This is a genomic window from Cytobacillus oceanisediminis (genome assembly GCF_022811925.1).
In the GTDB taxonomy this organism is placed as follows: domain Bacteria; phylum Bacillota; class Bacilli; order Bacillales; family Cytobacillaceae; genus Cytobacillus; species Cytobacillus oceanisediminis_D.
The window spans coordinates 1,036,127-1,054,712 of record NZ_CP065511.1 but is presented as its reverse complement, the minus strand read 5'-3'; the positions used below and the strand labels follow the sequence as shown (position 1 = coordinate 1,054,712).

The following is an 18,586-nucleotide window of genomic DNA, read 5'->3' as shown; positions in this document are numbered from 1 at the left end:
CATAGCTTAATAGAGTAAAAAACACTCTATGAGAAAGGAGGAAATAATAATGATGAGTTCTAATAAAAACGGATGTGATGATAATTGCCCTCCACGCCCCCTTACTGAAAATGATCAAAGTTTAACTTTTTCAAATTGTGTTCCTGTTTCTGGCACCAGCAGCACAACTGGAAATATCGTATTTATTGCAGATCCGGAGATAGACGTGACGATGATTGGTTCATTTGAAAGCACAAATGGGGTTGGATTCAATGCTTTAATTGTTTTCAACAGCGGGCCAAGCATGAATTTAAACGTCCCACCAGGAGACAGCGCTACTTTTATTTTTAATGATATTCGAGAAATTGCTTTATTTCCACTAGCTGGCGGACAGGAATATACAGGTATATTTAAATATAAAGTCACCTTTACGTTTGAAGCTTAGCCTCTATTTCGGCTGCCGTACCGGCAGCCTTTTTTTGAATGGCCATTTAAATACTGATTAATCTATTATGCCACTATTAAATCAAGCTGAAATCCAAGTATTTCTTTATACCATTTTGCAGAAAGCTCCGGGTCTTTAACCGGAATAAATATTCCTTCCACACCTTTTAGCAACGGCTTATTCATATATCCATCCCCTTGTGAATTTGTATTATATTTACAATTATTTGCTGTTCATATAAATCCTGCCTTTTAGCCAGCTAACAGGTTTAGGTACCTAGCTGTTTGTATACAGATGCTCACAATGTTCTTTTTACATAATTCCCTTCAGCCGCTTCACTGCCGAATGAACAGTCAGTCTATGAAAGGAAATAAGCTTCTTTTTATAAATAACCGAAAACACACCATAAGGAGTTGGAGATAACTCCATTAATTCTTCTCTGTGCTTAAAATCGATTATTTTGAGAGGGATGCCTAATTTATTTGCTGATGTGATTATGTTTTCTGCAGCGATGTCAACGTATGGGCATTGAAAAGAGCGCATGATTGTCAGGTCGTCGAATTTACTTATTCTTTCATCCCAATCTGCTGGAAAGAAAGGCATTGAGGAACTCTGTTCAAACTGATACACAAGCAGCTCGAATTGAAAAGGTGCCGTATCTGCCAATTGAAATCCATTCTTCAAAAAAATGTCCTTGCCCGGTGTCCATGAGGTATCGGGATTTGTCACCACAATGACACCCTGCTTAGCATTATTCCTTGCATCCTGCAGACATCTGTTTATCAATTGAGTGCCGTATCCTTTTCCAGTGTTTCGCTTACCCATAGACAATGAATGACCAGATAATTGTCTGCGTAGACGACTCTTGAAGAAAAAGCAGCATCCGTGTATTCAATAAAACCAGCTTGCTTATTGCCTTCAAATAGCTGGATATACTTTAGTCCTTCCTCGAACCTTTCGTTCAGTCACTTATTTTTGCTTATGTATCCCAGCGAATCTTTTTACTTCTCAGGCAAAAACTCCCCGTTCCTTCGAGGAGTTTTGTATCAAATTCAACCATTTGTAAATCCGCCAAAAAAAACCACTCCTTCTTCCCTAATCACTTCTCCTTTTTGTATTATTTCTCCTTTTTTATTCAAACCGCCTTTGGCAAAAAAAAACGCTCCTGCTTTTGCAGGAACGCGTTTTGCACATTCTCTCCTGATTCCTGTCTCCCCCCTTGAATAGTTTCACAATTATTAAGCAATCTAAAGTGTGTATGGGAGGTGAAGATATTGTCACGTCAGAACGGCAAGTCAGAGAAGCAAGCAGCGAAATCCTCAGTTGATAATCGTCAAGGTGCAGGTTCAGAATATGAAAGAGAACGTGCTGGGAAAGTAGAAGGGTACGGTCAGCCATACCCGGATAATGGAGCTAAAAATTAATTCTGGTAAGAGTGAATTAGACTTTAATTCACTCTTTTTACTTTATGCATGCGAACCTTCCAATCATTACGCCTGGGTTAATAGTCGATAACAGAGTTGAAATCTTATTAATGGATTAATGACGCTCTCAAATCACTAATGCCATGTTCCAAATAGCCCTTGAGGCAAGTTAGCATATAAATCCAGCCTTCTTTTTGTCCCAGCATTTTGCTTACGACTTCAGGGTCATTTTCGTCAAGACCAGATTCGTTCACCTCAATGATTGTACTTAAATGATCCGGTTCATTCAGTGTAATGGCAACAACTGTTTCTTCATTCGTTTCTCCGCCCCATGAAAACACGATTTTCTTATTTTCCTCCATTTTTAAAACTTTTAAAATGCCTTCTGCGTTATATTCATCATATTTCACTGTAATGGACTTGCCTTGCTCCCATCTTTCGGAACTCGATGAGAACCAGAAATGACCGATTTTAACTGGGTCTACTATGGCTTCAAACACCTCATTAGCCGGCTTATTTATTTTAAATTTCGCAGTTATTTGAGTATCCACAATAAATCAACTCTCTTTCAGGTAATTAATACTTCTTTTATTATATCCTGCACTCTATTTTTTTGTGGAATGTGTATTTTAATTAGCTTCTATACTGCTTTCACCACTTTGGATGCCTTCTCAGCAGGCTTTTTCCATACCAGCGTTAAACCAATCCCCACTGCCAGGATGACCGTCGCAAAATAATAAGGATAGTTAATATCGATATCAAACAGCATCCCCCCTATAATAGGGCCGCTGATATTCGCGAGGCTAGTAAACATCGAGTTCATGCCGCCCACGAAGCCTTGTTCATTGCCTGCGATGTTGGAAAGATAGGAAGTGACAGCCGGACGGAATAAGTCGAACCCTACGAACACAATGAAGGTTACAAGTAAAATCGCGAAGTAGGAATGAACAACAGTCATTAAGAACACAAGCAGGCCAGATAATATTAAACTGTAGCGGATCAGTTTGATTTCGCCCCAAATGCGGGTCATGCGGTCAAACAGGAGGATTTGCGATACGGCTCCGAAAATGGCTCCGCCTGTGATCACAATGGCGATATCTGATGGTTTAAAGGCAAATTTGTGATCCACAAATAAGCTAAAGAATGATTCAAATGCGGCCAGCCCGAATGACGCAATAAAGATCAGAATAAAGGCCAGGAGATACTTTGGCTCTGTTATGCGTCTGAAGCCGCTCTTGCCATCTGTGGCCCCTTCTTGATTTTCTTCTTCACTGCGCTCTGGCTCAGTTAATAAAATCATGGAAAGGACTCCTGCAAGTGCGCCGAGTGCTCCCGCAAAGAAGAATGGCACGCGCGTTCCAAACTCCGCTAAAAATCCGCCGATGCCAGGGCCGATAATAAATCCGGTACTGATGGCTGCTGACATATATCCGAGTGCCTTTGGACGGGTATCCGTCGTCGTAATATCTGCGATAAAGGCTGTTACGGCCGGCATAATAAAGGCCGCACTAATTCCGCCTAAGATCCGGGAAACGAACAGCAGCTCGATCTCTTTGCCGATCCCGAATAAAAATTCTGATAAGCCGAAAATAAATAGGCCCGTGACAATCATGATCTTCCTGCCCCATTTATCGGCTGCTCTCCCTGCAAACGGGGAAACAATCAGCTGGGCCAATGCAAAAGCGGCTGTTAAATACCCGATGGTTGTGCCCGTTATGCCCAATTCATTCATCAATGTAGGCAGAACAGGAATGACCAGTCCAATTCCCAAAAAGGCTATGAATAAATTTGTTAATAATAATCCCAATGTGATTTTTTGTGTCTTCATCTATATCATGCTCCTTACAAAACAGTCAAAACTTGATTTATTTATACGTTTTATCCTAGTGTATATAGTAACTATATAGTCAAGGGCAGTGATGTAAAAAATGAGTAAAAAAGATGGAAAATATTTAACGACAGGTGAATTCGCAAAGCTTTGCAAGGTTAATAAGCAGACTATCTTTTATTACGATCAGATTGGGATTTTGTCCCCGGTAAAGAAAAACGAAAAAGGATACCGCTATTATTCCATTCACCAATTAGAGTTATTTTTTGTGATTGATTTATTAAAGGATCTTGGCATGTCTCTTAACGATATTCAGCAGTACATGCAAAATAAATCGCCCGAAAGCTTTTTGTCCATTATGTACCGGAAAAAAGAAGAGATTGTAAAAAAGCGGCAGGAAATCGAAATGAAGGAGAAAATGATCGAGGCCAAAATTGGATTAATGGAAGAAGCTTCTCAACTTGATTTTAATAGGATTACGCTTCAGCCATTGCCGGAAGCAACCCTCTATCTAAGCAGGAACATCCAAAATATATCCGATGAAGAATTTGTGGAGGTCATCTCGGATTTTATTAATGAATTGCAGATCTCACAGCTTGACTCAGGGTATCCGATTGGATCTATAACGAAGCGGGAGCAGATGCTGAAGGGGGAATACTCCAATTACAGCTATTTGTATATCGAGCAGCCCAATCCAAAGGAAGGACATCCGTATTTTCGGGCCGTAAAAGGTGATTTTCTCATCGGCTATCATGTTGGGAGCGAAAAAACCATCAGCCATACATATAAGCGATTTTTCTCAGAGATGGAAAGGCTGCATTTAACCTTAGGGGAGCATGTTTTTGAAGAGTACATTTATGATACCGTTGTACAGAATGATAAGGAGCATTTTGTCACTAAAATTATGATGCAGGTTGCCCGGGGATAGGATTTCCGTGATTCTTTATTCAAAAGCTGTTAGGAAAATTCACAATAATATGATACACTTTGTTTACCATTTGATTTACTGTGTACATGTGCCCTGCTCATTCGTGAGCAGGGTTCCTTATTTTCACAAAAAAACAGGCCCATTAAGAGCCTGCCCTGAGTTTGGTTTTAAAATTTAAGCTTTACGCACGTTAGCTGCTTGAGCTCCACGCTGACCTTGCTCAACATCGAAAGTCACTTCTTGACCTTCTTCTAAAGATTTATAACCTTCGCCTTGGATAGCTGAGAAATGAACGAATACGTCTTCTCCACCTTCGCGTTCGATGAATCCGAAGCCTTTTTCACTGTTAAACCATTTTACTTTACCATTTTCCATTTTTGTTGCCTCCTTGTGCGTATAAACACACATTGTGTTACTATCCTTGCTCTCAGTGATCATCAAGACGTAAAGTTTTACTCAAACTATCCTTTACACCGAACAAAAATAATTCTTATTTAGATTAACATTTTTCAGAATTATATGCAAGAAAACATATAAAGGAAAACATCATTTCTCTATTCCTCAAATAAAAGCATGCACAAACTTCGAATATTAAGCATAAAAAAACTGCTATTTCATAGCAGTCATTGATAGCGCCTTAAGAAGTAAAAGAATATCCTGATGAATGCTGTTGCATACTTGATCATCGCTGCAGTTCTCAAAATCAGCCTGCAAACGTCCAAGTTCTCTAATGAATAGTAAGTTTTCTTCCTTACTAAGCATAGTGTATTCGCTCCTTTTTACATAGGAAAAACACTATGTCGTTTCAGGTTAACACTATTGCATTTTATTTACAATCCTTCAACAGGGCTTTAGAAAGAGGGATTTCTTCTTTCGCTGGTGAACCCATTTCAATATCAAAGTATGATAAACTGAATTTGCAGGCATAAAATGTCAGAATCCAATGGGGTGCAAATTTGGAAAGTATACATGTAAAAGAAGTCCATGAAATTCACGGCCTTACTAAGGGACATGTATTAAATTTTTTCAAGAATCAGGACCAGTATATTTCGAATGTCATTGAATTTGTTATTTCCGGCTTAGAACAAAATGAATACTCCATCATTGTAGAAAATGACCGAATGACTCCATTGATTAAGAAAAGACTCACAGAGAAGTTGAATAATAACTGCCTGGAAAAAGTAATGTTCGTCAATAATTATGACTTCTATTATGCCAAGGGGGACTTTAGCGTTAATTCTATTTTCGATTATCTCCCAAACTTAATTGAAGGTTATTCAGAACGGGATTTAGCTGTCCGGAGCTGGGCTCATGTCGAATGGCGTGATGAACCTGAAGTCAATAAAAAATTATCGGTATCTGAAAAAGAAGCTGATCTAATCGTTGCCAAAACAAAACTCCTGTCTGTTTGCGCCTACGATTCAGAAAGGGTTAGTAATGAATTAAAAGAAAGTCTCCTATTTTGCCATAACTTTCTTGTAAATGAATGAGTGAAGAAACAGAAAAATGCAGACAGGATTTACTGTAAATAAAATTAGTCTCACCTTTAATAAGTGAGACTAATTTGGCTCCCCCGTGAACTTCCCCTAAAAACCTGCTCTGTTGGCAGTTCATATTTCACTATTTAGTAAAAACGAGGTATTTTTGCCCGATATAGTTAGTTGATGTGTAAATGCCCGCTCCCAAAAGAACCGCAAGCTCTTCAGGTGATACATCATGCCCAAGAAGGGTGAAAGTCTGGATAAATTCTGCAGCCATGCCGCTTATGGAATAAGAAAGAATATAGCTAAAAAACAGAATGAATATGAAGCGCACAGCACTGCTTTGAATGCGGGCCCTGCTCCTGAAGGTGAACGATCTGTTCAGGAAATAGCTGACCGCTGCCCCCGTACTGTTTCCCAGAAATGTAGCAGTCCAATACGACAGCCCCGCCAAATCCAGCAGCATAAATATCATGGATAGCCCGACAATTGTATTCACTGTTCCCACAAGCAAAAATCGAATAAAAGTATCAGTTCGTTTCAGATAATGTTCCAAAATGAATGTCCGCGAACTCATCATCATGGTCTCCGTCCGTAATCAAATGGCGGGAAATCGGTAAATTAAACGCATCTACTTCAATCGAAAACTTAGGTCTGCGTTTTGTCTCTTTATAGATTTTCCCGATATATTCCCCCACCAGACCAATGGCTGTCAGCTGAAGCCCCCCCAACATCCAGATCGAGGCGATTAACGATGTCCAGCCGGTTTCCGTTTCGCCAAAATAGCGCAAACCTAGAAAGTAGAGGCCAAATAGAAAGCTGATAAAAAAAGATCCGATCCCCAATGCCAATACCATCCGGATTGGCGTCACGGAAAAAGAAGTAATACCCTCAAAGGAAAAGGCCAGCATTTTTTTCAGCGGATACTTCGTTTCTCCGGCAAGCCGCTCTTTTCGGTCATAGTAAACATTGGCCGTTTTATAGCCCAATAAGGGCACAATTCCGCGTAAAAACAGATTGGTTTCCTCATAGCGCTGCAGCTCTTCCAAGGCACGCTTGCTCATCAGGCGGAAATCAGCATGATTATAGACAAGATCTACGCCCATTTTCTTCATCAGTTTATAAAATCCCTGTGCCGTGCTTCTTTTGAAAAACGTATCACTGTCCCTCTTTTTCCTTACTCCATAGACAATGTCATATCCTTCACGGAATTTCAGGATAAACTCCCGGATCACGGCAATATCATCCTGAAGATCGGCATCGATGGACACCGTGCAATCCGAAACCTTTCCTGCAGCTGTTAATCCCGCAAGCAGGGCATTCTGATGTCCTGCATTTCTGGCAAGCTTCAGCCCCCGTACTTTAGGGTTATTCAGGCTCTGCTTATAAATGATCTGCCAGGTCCGGTCCATGCTGCCATCATCCACAAATAAAATCTTGCTTTTATCAGAAACAAGATCCTCGTCCAGCAATTCTGCAAGCATCCCATTCAGCTGATGAATGGTATCCGGCAGTACCTCCTCTTCGTTATAGCAAGGAACTACGATGGTGAGTACTGGGTTGGTCATTCTAATTCCCCCTGCTTATATGGCTTTATAAAGGTAGATTTTCCACACAGAGCTTTTTGATTCAAAAACCTTCTCCAGCCGAAGCTGATTATCTTCCGCATTGTCGATCGGGACGGATGAAAAAAGATAGGAACCGCCCATGGCCTTAAAGGCTTCTGTATTCAACTCAAGATTCTTCAGCCTTTTTTTCGTCCGCTTTTTGAACATATAATGCTTGCCAAGCTCGTCTGTAAAGAGATAGCATCTTCCGCCCCATTCATCAAAATAAATGCGGATGGCTTTATTTTTTTCCAGCTCTTTTTCAATGATTTTCCGAAATTGATATTTGTATGTTAAGGGGTAGAAATTATTATACGAATCCAGCGTGTAGAAGCCATTATACTGGGCAATGGCCGGATGAAGCCCAATGCTTGCCACCCGGTAATCCTCCTGCGGAAGCCCAATGTATTCTTTAATATCCAAGAACTGCTTTTCTGCGTAAAATTGCTTGACCGTTGGCTTATCCTGAAAAAGAATTTCCTCGTTAAAAAATGAAACGGTCATGACCTGTGCCAGCACAAAAACCGGAACCAGCCGCCTCCAGAACTGGCAATATGACCAAATGATTTTCAGGGATAGCGCGAAAAGCACATAGATAACCAGCGGCCTTAAAAAGTGATACCTGGCAAAGTTGAAAGTATCGAGAACATGAAATCGCTCTGTCAGCGGCAGCCAGCCTTTGTAAAACCAGAAGGCATACCATGCTGATAGGGCAAAGTTAAGAAGGAACAGGAACAAAAACACCTTGTCCATCTTCCCCTTTTTCTGCCTTAGCGTCATAAAAAGGGCCACAAACATCAGCGGAAGAATGACCAGAGTATGCATCGTGGCAGCATGGTGGTGCCCGAGAGCAAAGTTCTTGAATGTCAGTCTGACGCAATGCCAGAAGGTAAGCCTCGCATGAAAGTATTCATCCCGGCTGTTTGGCTCATCGTCAAAAAGAAAGGAATAAACCAGTCTGTATTCCACGATGAAAAAGATTCCGGTCATATAAACAATCGATAAGAGAAATGGCCAATTCAATGTTCTTTTCCGGATCAAGTCTGTCAGCCAGAAAATCCCCATCGCACTCAGGAAAAAGAAAAAGCCAAGGACAATGCTTGCATATAAAGGCAACAGGGTGAGGACAAGAACATTTCTCCAGGACCTTTCCCCCTGCCTGATATTTAAAAAAGCCCACAGTGCAAGCGGCATCCCAAGTGTGCTCAGCATACCGGATGGCCAGAATGGTGTGAAGGCAAAAGCTAGGGCTGTCCCAATCGTAATGGGCGCCCACTTCTCTTCTTTAAGGAAGTGCTTTTTCAAAAGCAAATACATGCCGATAAAGGCAAATACCCTTGTAATCGTCTGGCTGAGCGCATAGGCAATCATCTTCGGGAAAAGGGCATACAGCCACACAATTAAAGTAAATTCAGAGCCAAATGCATTTCGGGACAGATTTCCGTTTATAATCTGCGGAATAACAGCATCTATTGGTCCTGTCAGCTGCCCGCTTTCAGCCAGGACTTTATACCAGGCCAGATTGGAATCCAGATTATCATGAACGCGGATATGCGCGTCTTCACCTAATATGTATAGGGGGGATACAAACAAAACTAAGGCAATTCCGGCCAGAATAAGAAGATTTTTCTCGGCTGTCATTTTTTTAAAAAGCAACCTTTACACCTCTTGGTTCAAGATTATTTACAAATTTAGGGTTCACGAACAGGGGCAAAATATTCAGGAAGGGATAATACAACCTTCCTCCGACATAAAAATAGAGTGGAAAGGGGGGAATTAAATGATTAAAAAAGCGGTCATTCCCGCTGCAGGCCTCGGAACCCGCTTTCTGCCGGCCACAAAGGCACAGCCAAAGGAAATGCTCCCCATTGTCGACAAGCCCGCCATTCAATACATTGTGGAGGAAGCCATCGCTTCAGGGATTGAAGATATCATCATCATAACCGGGAGAAACAAACGGGCCATTGAAGACCATTTTGATAAGTCGGTTGAAATGGAGCTGCTGCTGCAGAAAAGCGGAAAGCTTGAGATGCTCGAAGAAGTGCGCGAAATAACCAATCTGGCTGATATCCATTATGTCAGGCAAAAGGAGCCGCTGGGATTGGGGCACGCCATTTTATGCGCGAGAAAGTTCATTGGCAGGGAGCCGTTTGCCGTCCTCCTTGGCGATGATATTATTGACGGGGAACCTCCTGCCATGCTGCAAATGATTGAGCAATATAACCAAACAGGGGCGAGCATCCTCGGATGCAGTGAGGTTCCTCTGTCTGAAGTCAATAAGTATGGAATTGTCGGCTATTCAGAACAGAGGGGCCCATTATACAAAGTGGATAGCCTTGTTGAAAAACCTCCTGCTGAAAAAGCGCCTTCTGCCCATGCGATTATTGGCCGCTATGTTTTAACACCTGCAATCTTTGACATGCTTGAGAACGGAAGCCCGGACAGAAAAGGCGAGCTGCAGCTGACAGATGCCCTTCATGCTTTGCTTCACCGGGAAAAAATTTATTCGTATCTGATCAAGGGCAGCCGTTATGATATTGGAGATAAATTCGGCTTTCTTAAAGCCTCGATTGATTACGCCCTGCAAAGACCTGAGCTGAGGGAAAAGCTTTTACTATACTTAAGGCAAGCTCGTGTATGATTTGTGATATCCGTCAGGATGGGACCTGTGCCAGCTCCAGGCATCCTCGACAATCTGGCGGATACTTGTTTTTTGTGGCTTCCAGTTCAGCAGTGACCTTGCTTTTTCTGATGACGCAACCAGTTCTGCCGGGTCTCCAGACCGGCGGGGAGCTATCGTTACTTTAAAATATCTGTTTGTTACCTCTGCTGCAGTTCTGATTACTTCTTTTACAGAGATCCCTTTGCTGCCGCCCAGATTAAAGACATTGCTTTCCCCTCCATCTTCCAGGTACCGGAGTGCCAGCAGATGGGCTTCAGCCAAATCCTCTACATGAATATAGTCCCTTATGCAGGTACCATCCTTTGTTGGATAGTCATCCCCAAAAATGGAGACAGATTCTCTTTTTCCAAGTGCCGCCTGCAGGATAATCGGAATTAGGTGTGTCTCGTATTGATGGTCTTCCCCAATCTCCCCTGATGCCTTTGCCCCTGCAGCATTAAAATACCGGAGCGACACGAACTTTGCTCCTGATGACTGCCCCCACCAATGGAGCATCCGTTCAATGGCAAGCTTTGTCTCGCCATACGGGCTGGCAGGCTTGAGCGGAGCGTCTTCCCGTATAGGCTGGCTTTTCGCCTCTCCATATACGGCGGCAGTGGACGAAAACACGAGCCGTTTAACATTATAAGTTTCCAAAGCTTTTAGAAGGCTAAGAGAACCAATTACATTATTATCATAGTAACTTAGCGGATTTTTCATCGATTCCCCTACCAGTGATGATGCCGCAAAATGAAAGACTGCCTCTATTCGCTCACGGCAAAGGACACTATTCAGAAAATCCTGCGATCTGATATCCCCCTCATAGAAAGCTGCCTTCGGATGGACCGCCTGCCTGTGACCCTCAGCCAAATGATCAACTACCACTGTTTCATACCCTTTTCGAATGAGAAGATCTACAATATGTGAACCAATATAACCTGCTCCTCCTGTAACCAAGATTGCCATTCCATCACTCCTGCATAGGTTTATATTCTCTTTTCTATATGCAGGTTTGATGTTGAGTATGATAAAACTGCGGAGTCCCTCATTCCCCGAATGAGTATCAGGTTCGGCTCTTCTGTTCGGATTTCTTCTTCTCCTGTCCGAAGTGGCTCCAGGTTCAGACTGCTCCGCCCGGATTTCCACTCCTCCTGTCCGAAGTGGCTCCAGGTTCGGACTCCACCGCGCGGATTTCTCCTTCTCCTGTCCGAAGTTGCATCAGGTTCAGACTCCACAGCCGGGTTTTCTCCTTTTCCTGTCCGAAGTTGCATCAGGTTCGGACTCCACAGCCGGGTTTTCTTCTTTTCCTGTCCGAAGTTGCATCAGGTTCGGACTCCACTGACCGGTTTTCTTCTTTTCCTGTCCGAAGTTGTATCAGGTTCGGACTCCACAGCCGGGTTTTCTCCTTTTCCTGTCCGAAGTTGCATCAGGTTCGGACTCCACAGCCGGGTTTTCTCCCTTTCCTGTCCGAAGTTGCATCAGGTTCGGACTCCACTGACCGGTTTTCTCTCTTTCCTGTCCGAAGTTGCATCAGGTTCGGACTCCACAGCCGGGTTTTCTTCTTTTCCTGTCCGAAGTTGCATCAGGTTCGGACTCCACAGCCGGGTTTTCTTCTTTTCCTGTCCGAAGTTGCATCAGGTTCGGACTCCACTGACCGGTTTTCTTCTTTTCCTGTCCGAATCAGCCCCGGATTCGGACTGCTTTCCTCGATTTTCTCCTTCTCCTGTCCGAATCAGCACCAGGTTTACTCAATTCCCCTTTCCCCTGTCAATTTCAATTTAAAAAAAGGCCAGATTCAATCTGGCCCCCACAATGCTTATTAAATTTAAATCGCCGCCTTAATCTGCTTCGTATAGAAAAAGCGCACAATGAAAAAGTATACAACCTGGATGGCCAGGAAAACACTCAGAACTGCAACTGATTCTTTAAACAGGTTAAAGTAGAACAGGTTCGATAACGCTGTCAGGGCTATAGCACCATGGATCAGTGCCACAAGTATCGGCGCGAAAAAGAGGATCATGGTCTGTCTGTTTAAGACCTTTTTCAGCTCTTTCTCGGTTAACCCCATCTTGGAAATCGATTGGAATTTTTGTTTATCTTCATCCAGGTCCATGTAAAGCCTGAAGTATAGGAAGCTGCCGGCTGATACGAAGAAGACAATCCCTATGAACAGCCCGACAAATAATATGGGCCCGTAGCCTTTCATAATCTCATATATTTCGTAGTCTACTGATGTAATTTCATATCTTGGCAGTTTCTTGTACAGCTTTTCAGAGGCAGCCATTACCCTTTCCTTTCCATCCCTTGCCTGCCAGGCATAATAGCTTTCCTGAAACTCTGGTTCAGGAAGCTTTTGATAGTCTTCATCTGACACGATAAAATACGAATCTGTTGCCGGCAAGGCTTTCGAATGAATGACTTCTTTCGGTTTCAAAACTGTGCCGGACGTCAGTGTAATGGTTTCATTCAGGAGTTCCTTCGTTTGCCCGAAGCTGGTTCCTGCAAACTCCACTGTCATTACTTGCCCGTCTATTAAGTCAATCGGATCTTCGTCAATGAGCGCGGCAAAGCGGTTAAAATCAGATTGACTGGCAATCAGGATGGTATCCCCGCCGATTTCAAAGTAGCGCAATACGGTATGCTCCGAATCCGCTTCAATCTTTTCTTCCTTTAACGTTTGATTGATAAATGCTACATTCTGTTCCTCATGTCCTTCAGATGTTTTATAGGAAAACGTTGTGGCATTCACATTTTTTATGCTGGAGGTCAAAACGGTTTGAAATCCGAACAAAGTGCCGATTGCACTGAAGGCAACCGTTGAAACCATGGCCACCATAAAAAAAGTCCGGGCATTATCCTTCATGCGGAAGGCTAAATCCGAAAACAGCAGCATATTGGTTTTAAACCAGAAAACATGCTCATTCTTCTTTAATCTTCTAATGATAAACACGCTTAATTGTGTAAATAACAAATAAGTGCCTATACAAACAACAATAATGACTGGCACCATTGCAGCTACTACCATCACACCTTTTGCAAGTAAGGCGACTGCATACCCCGCCCCTAATAAAAGGACAGCCAGCACCGTTAAGAGAAGATTCGCTTTTGGCTCACCTTTTGACATTTTATTCCCTTTAATTAATTCAATCAGCTTTTTGCTGCGGAGAACATATGTCACAAATAAGGAAATAAAGAAAAATAAAATAATAAAGGAGATAAAAGTGATCAGGATGGCTTTAGCCGGAAAATAAAAAGACAGCGATCGTTCAATAATCAGCACATTTTCAGCCAGCAGCAAAATCGCCTTTGCAAACACAAGGCCAAGGAGAATTCCGCCCAGGGTTGCCAATAAGCCAATCAGCATATTCTCCAGGAAGACCATTAGACGGATCTGCTTCATGGACATGCCCTGAATCATTAATAACCCAAACTCTTTCTTCCTGGATTGCAGGAATGAGCTCATCGAATATAAAACAAAAAAGAACGAAAACACATAGATAATTCCTGCAGCTGCATTCATTCCCTTCGTGACGGTTGAGTTCATCTGATCCCCGCTTAATGCAGGATGATTCGCAAAAATCGAGAAGGTAAAGAAAACCATGACCGTAAATAAACTGCTGAGGAAGTAGGCTGCATACAGCCGTTTGTTGCGTATGACGTTATTAAACGCGAACTGACGAAAGGTCATGTGCATCCCCTCCCAGCAGTGAAAGTGTATCGATGATCTTTTGGAAAAAGGCCTGGCGGTTGTCACCGCGGTGAATTTCTGAATAGAACTTCCCGTCCCGGATGAAAATGACCCGGTTGCAATAGCTCGCTGCCTGCGCATCATGTGTGACAAGCATCATGGTTGTCTTCTCCGTTTTATTAATCGATTCAAGCATCTCCATAACATCCTTGGAAGACTTGGAATCGAGATTACCTGTTGGTTCATCTGCCAAAAGCAGCTTCGGCGTATGAATCATCGCTCTTGCCACAGCGGCTCTTTGCGCCTGTCCTCCGGATATTTCATACGTCCGTTTATTCATAATGCCGGTAATCCCCAGTTTTTCGGCAATTTGATACGCCTTTTCCTTCATATCCTTCACTTTTTTTCCGTCCAATGTCAGCGGCAGGACCATATTTTCTTCAACCGTTAAGGTATGAAGCAGATTGAAGTCCTGGAAGACAAACCCTAATTCACGGCGCCGAAATTGGGCCAGCTCCTCTTTTTTTAAGACATGTGGATTTCTTTCATTGATCAGGATTTCTCCTGTTGTCGGTTCATCAATGGTGGCAATCATGTTCAGCAGCGTCGTTTTCCCGCTTCCCGATGGACCCATGATTCCGACAAACTCACCTTCATCAATGGTTAAGTTAATATCCGTTAACGCTCGATAGGCGATCTTTCCTTCATAAATCTTGCTTACTTGCTTCACTTTTAGCATCACAAGTTCTCCTTTCACATTCCGTTGACTTGTGATCAGTATATCTTCTATACCCATTTCAAAAAATCGATTTTTCTTTCACTTACCTTACAAGGCTGTAAGGTTTTGTGTTTTTCCAAAAATCAGCCGGAAAAGAGACCCTTCTCCCATCTTGGATTCCAGTTCAATGCGATGGCCAAGATGATCGGCTGCCTCCTTCGTCAAGTACAGCCCCATACCTGTGGATTCTCTGAATTTCCGTCCATTTTCACCGGTATAAAAAGGTTCAAACACACGGCGCTTGTCCTCCTCCGGAATCCCAATGCCATAGTCCTTCACTTCTAAGACAGCTTCACCGTTTTTTTCAAAGATGGCAATATCAACCCGATTGCTCTTCCCTCTGGAATACTTGACCGCATTATTGATCAGCTGAGAAAGCATAAAGAACAGCCATTTCTCATCTGTCTCCACGATCATGTCCTTCTTCTCCTGCAGGAGATTCGGATACACCCCGTTCCGGATGTAAAACCGTTTGTTTTCGCCATTCACTTCATGAATGATTTTAGACAAGTTTACAGGTCTGATATGAAAATCCTGTTCGATCGTCCGAAGTCTGGCCATATAGAGGATGGTGTTCAGGCCCGTTTTCATCCGATCCGTTTCTTCACGAATACTGGAGGAGTCAGGTTCATCCAGGTTTTGCGCAATCAGTTCAATGACAGAAAGCGGTGTTTTCATCTGATGGACCCATTGATCCATAAACTTCAGATGCTCCTCCTGCCTGGATTCCAGCTCTTTGATTCTCGTCTGATAATGCCTGTATTGATCCTTCAGCAGATGATCAAGCGCCTGTGAAATCGGTGAGTTTTCTGTTGTTTGAAAGGAATCGTCAAGGGAAGCAAGTTCCTCCGTCAGCCTCTTATAAAACTTGCGGCGGCTAAAATAGTGGTAGGCCAGGTAGGCCGTGAGAAAGAATAGGCCGAGAAAGATGCCATATAGGGCTGGCAATAGATGACGATAGCCATCAAGCCAATAGATGGCCAGAATCATAAAAAATTGAAAGATCTGTACAGTGATTAGGAACGCATGCTCTTTAAGGAATAATTTCATGTTTCTCCAGCCTTTCACCAGGTAACAATCAAACGGTAACCTGCGCCTCTCACGGTTTCGACCGCTCCTGAAAGCCCGATTGCCTCAAATTTCTTTCTTACCCTTGCCATATTTACATTCAGCGTATTTTCATCCACATAGACCTGCTCATCCCACAGCTTTTCCAGCAAGTCTTCACGGCCGGCCACACGAGGATACCGCTCCAGTAAATTCTCAATAATATCCGCCTCTTTTTTGGACAGCGGAACGGTTTTATCACCGAAACACAATTCCAGCCTTTCCGGAAACAGCTTCAATCCTTCTGCCTCCATAACTCGTTCCTGGGCCTGTGATGCATACTCCCCGTAAGCACGGCGCAGCTGGCTGCGGATTTTCGCCATCACAATTTCCGGATGAAACGGTTTGGTGATGAAATCATCGCCCCCATTCTCCAGCGCCATCACCTGGTCCATCTCCCCTACCCGTGCGGAAATGAAAATAACCGGACAGATTGACTCCTGCCGGATTTGCCTGCACCAGTAATAGCCATCAAAGCTCGGAAGATTAATATCCAGGAGGACAAGATCCGGTTTATGCTTATGAAACTCCCCCATCACATCATCGAACTGTTCCGCAGCCGCAGCGTCATAGCCATACTTCACTAAGTAGGTCTGCAGGTGCTCCGCGATCTTCGGATCATCCTCAATAATGAATACTTTCTGCATCCTCTCACTCCTTTGTCTTAGAAAATTATGCCATAAGGTGAACGGGAAAGAAAAGCGGAAGGCGCCTGGAGCTAGACAATTATGTAACTTCAGAATTTATACATTCTTTTAAAAAAGAGCTGCCTCAGCAGCCCTTTTTAGACACACGCTTTCTTTTCTAATGCACTAATCCATTTGTAATACCCTAGAAGTATGGTTAATAAGATCGGATTAACAATGGCAGAATGCCATATACTCCACCATCCATAATGAAAGAAACCAAATGGATGAGGCAGCATGGCTACAGCTTCTTAGCTTAGCAGGAAGATTTCCCAAATAATAAAGTAACGTACCTTTTTCATGAAAGAACCATTAAAAGGATACCAATTGATAAACATCAAATTAATAGGTGGGATTAAGATTGTTTAAGCAGGAAATGCTACCCAGTCTATTCCTTGTGTAAAGTACCAGTATCCTTTGTACTTTAGATCGATAAAAATATCAAAGAATAGTTGGAATGCAATAGTAAAAACCCAAATATGGACAATTTTATTGGCTGATATCCCCTTAATGGTCTTATATAATATCAAATTAAACACAACAACTGAGGCAATTTGTAAGATCATTTTCCACTCCGGAAAGTTTTTAGATATTATTTGCATTGAGCGAGAATTCAATCCTCCCAAAACACTCCTCTCTGTTTTTTAATTTTTTGTCATTTAGAGACTAGTTTTGTCGAAATGATTCAATGTTTTTCCTTAATTTGCAATAATAGTTCCTGGACTTTTATTATTTAAAGGAGTAAATAAATGTGTCATTTTTGCAGTGAACTTAGAAAGAAGATTCAACTTTTTAGAAAAACACTTATTGAAACTGGAATAAAGAAAGGTTTAGAGCATCCTGATACTATAAAAAACAGTCAGATATTAGATGAACTTATCTTTAGGTTCCAGTCCAAATGTAAATAGGATTCATTACCGTAAATGAACTACTTTTAATAGAAACTCACTTCACCGCCAAATAAGCAGATAAATTTCAAAAAGAGGGCAAGATAGATAAGAAATAACTCTATAAAAACCGGAGAATCTGAATGGTCTATATCTTTACAATTACAACGCTTGCTATCAACTCTATATTGATTTTCATTATTCCATTAAAATTAACCCGGCAGGAGCTTTATACAACCTGGCTGGCTGGCTGTCACTTTAAATGCGCTTCTTGCAGATTTAATTTTTGGCCATGTTTTAGACCTATACGACTTAATGGATCCAGGTCCCCAGCTATTTGATTTATTTATTGGAATCACCCTGCCGGCCAACATTCGGAATCCTATATGTTAACTTCATGCCTAAACCAAAGAAGAAATTTTTGCTTTACCTTTTGTTTTGGGTCGGTTTTTCTGTATGTTACGAAGTCCTATCCATTACTTTGGCTACGTAGTATATTAGGGCTGGCAAGTATGGTGGTCAGCCATCTATTATATTGGAGCCTGCCTTTATATGCGCTGGCATTTTCGTTTTTTAAGGAAAGAAAGGAATCAGCATTTAAAAATAGGGACAAGCCGAGAAACAGTACCTCAAAAAATGCACATACAACTAAGTTAAAAACAAGCAGTCCATGTCAAAGCGTCTGCTTGTTTTTTTCCCTTCAATAAGATCGTCTGCATTTTAAAATGACGCGATCCTGCCGTCTCTGCCTTCAACATGACAAAAGTGTCACTTTACATTCTGTTACATCGATGGTTGGCGGGAAAAATGGCCGGTATAGTATGGTAGTGAAGGAGGTCGAAGCCATGACCAAGATGATACAAACAAAAAACCTATCGAAATCTTATGGAAAAACACAGGTCTTAAAAAATATTGATTTGACTGTTGAAAGAGGGGAATTCACTGCCATGTGTGACACTCCGAAAAGGACTTTATTAATCTTGGTTCAATAATTGCGTCAAAAAAAGAAAACCTACTTTACCTCTTCAAATTCCAGCGGTAAAGTAGGCTTTTTAATATTAGAAAACTTTGTTCATCATTCTTCTT

At 42.2% G+C, this 18,586-nt stretch carries 22 protein-coding genes; 7 read left to right on the top strand and 15 right to left on the bottom strand.

What is annotated here, in order from left to right:
* Positions 1-49 precede the first annotated feature (49 nt).
* Entirely contained in the window at positions 50-424 is a 375-nt protein-coding gene (locus IRB79_RS05555) for a hypothetical protein (protein ID WP_243507224.1), read from the top strand.
* A 65-nt stretch (positions 425-489) separates the two neighbouring features.
* Here IRB79_RS05555 and IRB79_RS05550 read toward each other — a convergent pair whose 3' ends face one another.
* Together IRB79_RS05550 and IRB79_RS28155 are read right to left on the bottom strand one after the other, a co-directional pair.
* Complete coding sequence (locus tag IRB79_RS05550) at positions 490-609, bottom strand: VOC family protein (RefSeq protein ID WP_431833411.1); 120 nt, start codon at positions 607-609, stop codon at positions 490-492.
* Positions 610-736: 127 nt separating this feature from the next.
* Positions 737-1,210, bottom strand: coding sequence for a hypothetical protein (locus IRB79_RS28155; RefSeq protein ID WP_347815350.1), 474 nt, complete (start codon positions 1,208-1,210; stop codon positions 737-739).
* Positions 1,211-1,698: 488 nt separating this feature from the next.
* Here IRB79_RS28155 and IRB79_RS05540 point away from each other — a divergent pair, with 488 nt between their 5' ends.
* On the top strand, positions 1,699-1,848 hold the full coding sequence (locus IRB79_RS05540; protein WP_243507222.1) for a hypothetical protein: 150 nt from the start codon (positions 1,699-1,701) through the stop codon (positions 1,846-1,848).
* Positions 1,849-1,955: 107 nt separating this feature from the next.
* Here IRB79_RS05540 and IRB79_RS05535 read toward each other — a convergent pair whose 3' ends face one another.
* Entirely contained in the window at positions 1,956-2,399 is a 444-nt protein-coding gene (locus tag IRB79_RS05535) for an SRPBCC family protein (RefSeq protein WP_243507219.1), read from the bottom strand.
* Between the two features lie 89 nt (positions 2,400-2,488).
* Entirely contained in the window at positions 2,489-3,676 is a 1,188-nt protein-coding gene (norA, locus tag IRB79_RS05530; RefSeq protein WP_243507217.1) for a multidrug efflux MFS transporter NorA, read from the bottom strand.
* A gap of 100 nt (positions 3,677-3,776) precedes the next feature.
* On the opposite strand from norA, the gene IRB79_RS05525 reads away from it, so the two are divergent.
* The gene (locus IRB79_RS05525) at positions 3,777-4,604 is read left to right on the top strand and encodes a MerR family transcriptional regulator (protein WP_243507215.1); all 828 of its coding nucleotides are present in this window, start codon (positions 3,777-3,779) and stop codon (positions 4,602-4,604) included.
* 174 nt (positions 4,605-4,778) lie between these two features.
* Here IRB79_RS05525 and IRB79_RS05520 read toward each other — a convergent pair whose 3' ends face one another.
* Both IRB79_RS05520 and IRB79_RS05515 read right to left on the bottom strand, forming a co-directional pair.
* Positions 4,779-4,979, bottom strand: coding sequence for a cold-shock protein (locus IRB79_RS05520; protein ID WP_009335135.1), 201 nt, complete (start codon positions 4,977-4,979; stop codon positions 4,779-4,781).
* Positions 4,980-5,213: 234 nt separating this feature from the next.
* Complete coding sequence (locus IRB79_RS05515) at positions 5,214-5,366, bottom strand: hypothetical protein (protein WP_206841178.1); 153 nt, start codon at positions 5,364-5,366, stop codon at positions 5,214-5,216.
* A gap of 194 nt (positions 5,367-5,560) precedes the next feature.
* Here IRB79_RS05515 and IRB79_RS05510 point away from each other — a divergent pair, with 194 nt between their 5' ends.
* Positions 5,561-6,094 carry an MEDS domain-containing protein gene (locus tag IRB79_RS05510; protein WP_243507213.1) on the top strand — a complete coding sequence of 178 codons (534 nt, stop codon included), beginning with the start codon at positions 5,561-5,563 and terminating at the stop codon, positions 6,092-6,094.
* Positions 6,095-6,224: 130 nt separating this feature from the next.
* Here the strand turns inward: IRB79_RS05510 and IRB79_RS05505 are convergent, their stop codons facing one another.
* The 3 genes from IRB79_RS05505 to IRB79_RS05495 are packed head-to-tail and all read right to left on the bottom strand — an operon-like array spanning position 6,225 to position 9,333.
* Positions 6,225-6,662 (bottom strand): GtrA family protein, encoded by a 438-nt coding sequence (locus IRB79_RS05505; protein WP_243507211.1) that lies wholly within the window; start codon positions 6,660-6,662, stop codon positions 6,225-6,227.
* Entirely contained in the window at positions 6,616-7,653 is a 1,038-nt protein-coding gene (locus IRB79_RS05500; protein ID WP_243507209.1) for a glycosyltransferase family 2 protein, read from the bottom strand. The genes IRB79_RS05505 and IRB79_RS05500 overlap by 47 nt, the downstream gene beginning before the upstream one ends.
* A 15-nt stretch (positions 7,654-7,668) precedes the next feature.
* Positions 7,669-9,333, bottom strand: a complete 1,665-nt coding sequence (locus tag IRB79_RS05495) for a DUF6044 family protein (RefSeq protein WP_243509249.1) — start codon at positions 9,331-9,333, stop codon at positions 7,669-7,671.
* A 139-nt stretch (positions 9,334-9,472) separates the two neighbouring features.
* Between IRB79_RS05495 and galU the strand changes: the two genes are divergently transcribed.
* Positions 9,473-10,333 carry a UTP--glucose-1-phosphate uridylyltransferase GalU gene (gene galU, locus IRB79_RS05490; RefSeq protein ID WP_243507207.1) on the top strand — a complete coding sequence of 287 codons (861 nt, stop codon included), beginning with the start codon at positions 9,473-9,475 and terminating at the stop codon, positions 10,331-10,333.
* On the opposite strand, the gene galE is transcribed toward galU, so the two are convergent.
* From galE to IRB79_RS05460, 6 genes are all read right to left on the bottom strand, one after another.
* Entirely contained in the window at positions 10,313-11,320 is a 1,008-nt protein-coding gene (gene galE / locus IRB79_RS05485; protein WP_243507205.1) for a UDP-glucose 4-epimerase GalE, read from the bottom strand. The genes galU and galE overlap by 21 nt on opposite strands.
* A 20-nt stretch (positions 11,321-11,340) precedes the next feature.
* Positions 11,341-11,625, bottom strand: a complete 285-nt coding sequence (locus IRB79_RS05480; RefSeq protein ID WP_243507203.1) for a hypothetical protein — start codon at positions 11,623-11,625, stop codon at positions 11,341-11,343.
* Between the two features lie 554 nt (positions 11,626-12,179).
* Positions 12,180-14,042 (bottom strand): ABC transporter permease, encoded by a 1,863-nt coding sequence (locus tag IRB79_RS05475; protein ID WP_243507201.1) that lies wholly within the window; start codon positions 14,040-14,042, stop codon positions 12,180-12,182.
* Positions 14,017-14,781 (bottom strand): ABC transporter ATP-binding protein, encoded by a 765-nt coding sequence (locus IRB79_RS05470; protein ID WP_243507199.1) that lies wholly within the window; start codon positions 14,779-14,781, stop codon positions 14,017-14,019. The genes IRB79_RS05475 and IRB79_RS05470 overlap by 26 nt, the downstream gene beginning before the upstream one ends.
* Before the next feature lie 87 nt (positions 14,782-14,868).
* Entirely contained in the window at positions 14,869-15,870 is a 1,002-nt protein-coding gene (locus IRB79_RS05465) for a sensor histidine kinase (protein WP_243507197.1), read from the bottom strand.
* A gap of 14 nt (positions 15,871-15,884) precedes the next feature.
* Positions 15,885-16,574: a response regulator transcription factor gene (locus IRB79_RS05460; protein ID WP_243507195.1), complete on the bottom strand. Its 690-nt coding sequence runs from the start codon at positions 16,572-16,574 to the stop codon at positions 15,885-15,887.
* Positions 16,575-17,362: 788 nt separating this feature from the next.
* Between IRB79_RS05460 and IRB79_RS28150 the strand changes: the two genes are divergently transcribed.
* Entirely contained in the window at positions 17,363-17,521 is a 159-nt protein-coding gene (locus IRB79_RS28150; RefSeq protein ID WP_286675732.1) for a Spo0E family sporulation regulatory protein-aspartic acid phosphatase, read from the top strand.
* A gap of 824 nt (positions 17,522-18,345) precedes the next feature.
* Complete coding sequence (locus IRB79_RS05450; RefSeq protein WP_243507193.1) at positions 18,346-18,492, top strand: hypothetical protein; 147 nt, start codon at positions 18,346-18,348, stop codon at positions 18,490-18,492.
* Positions 18,493-18,586: the final 94 nt, after the last annotated feature.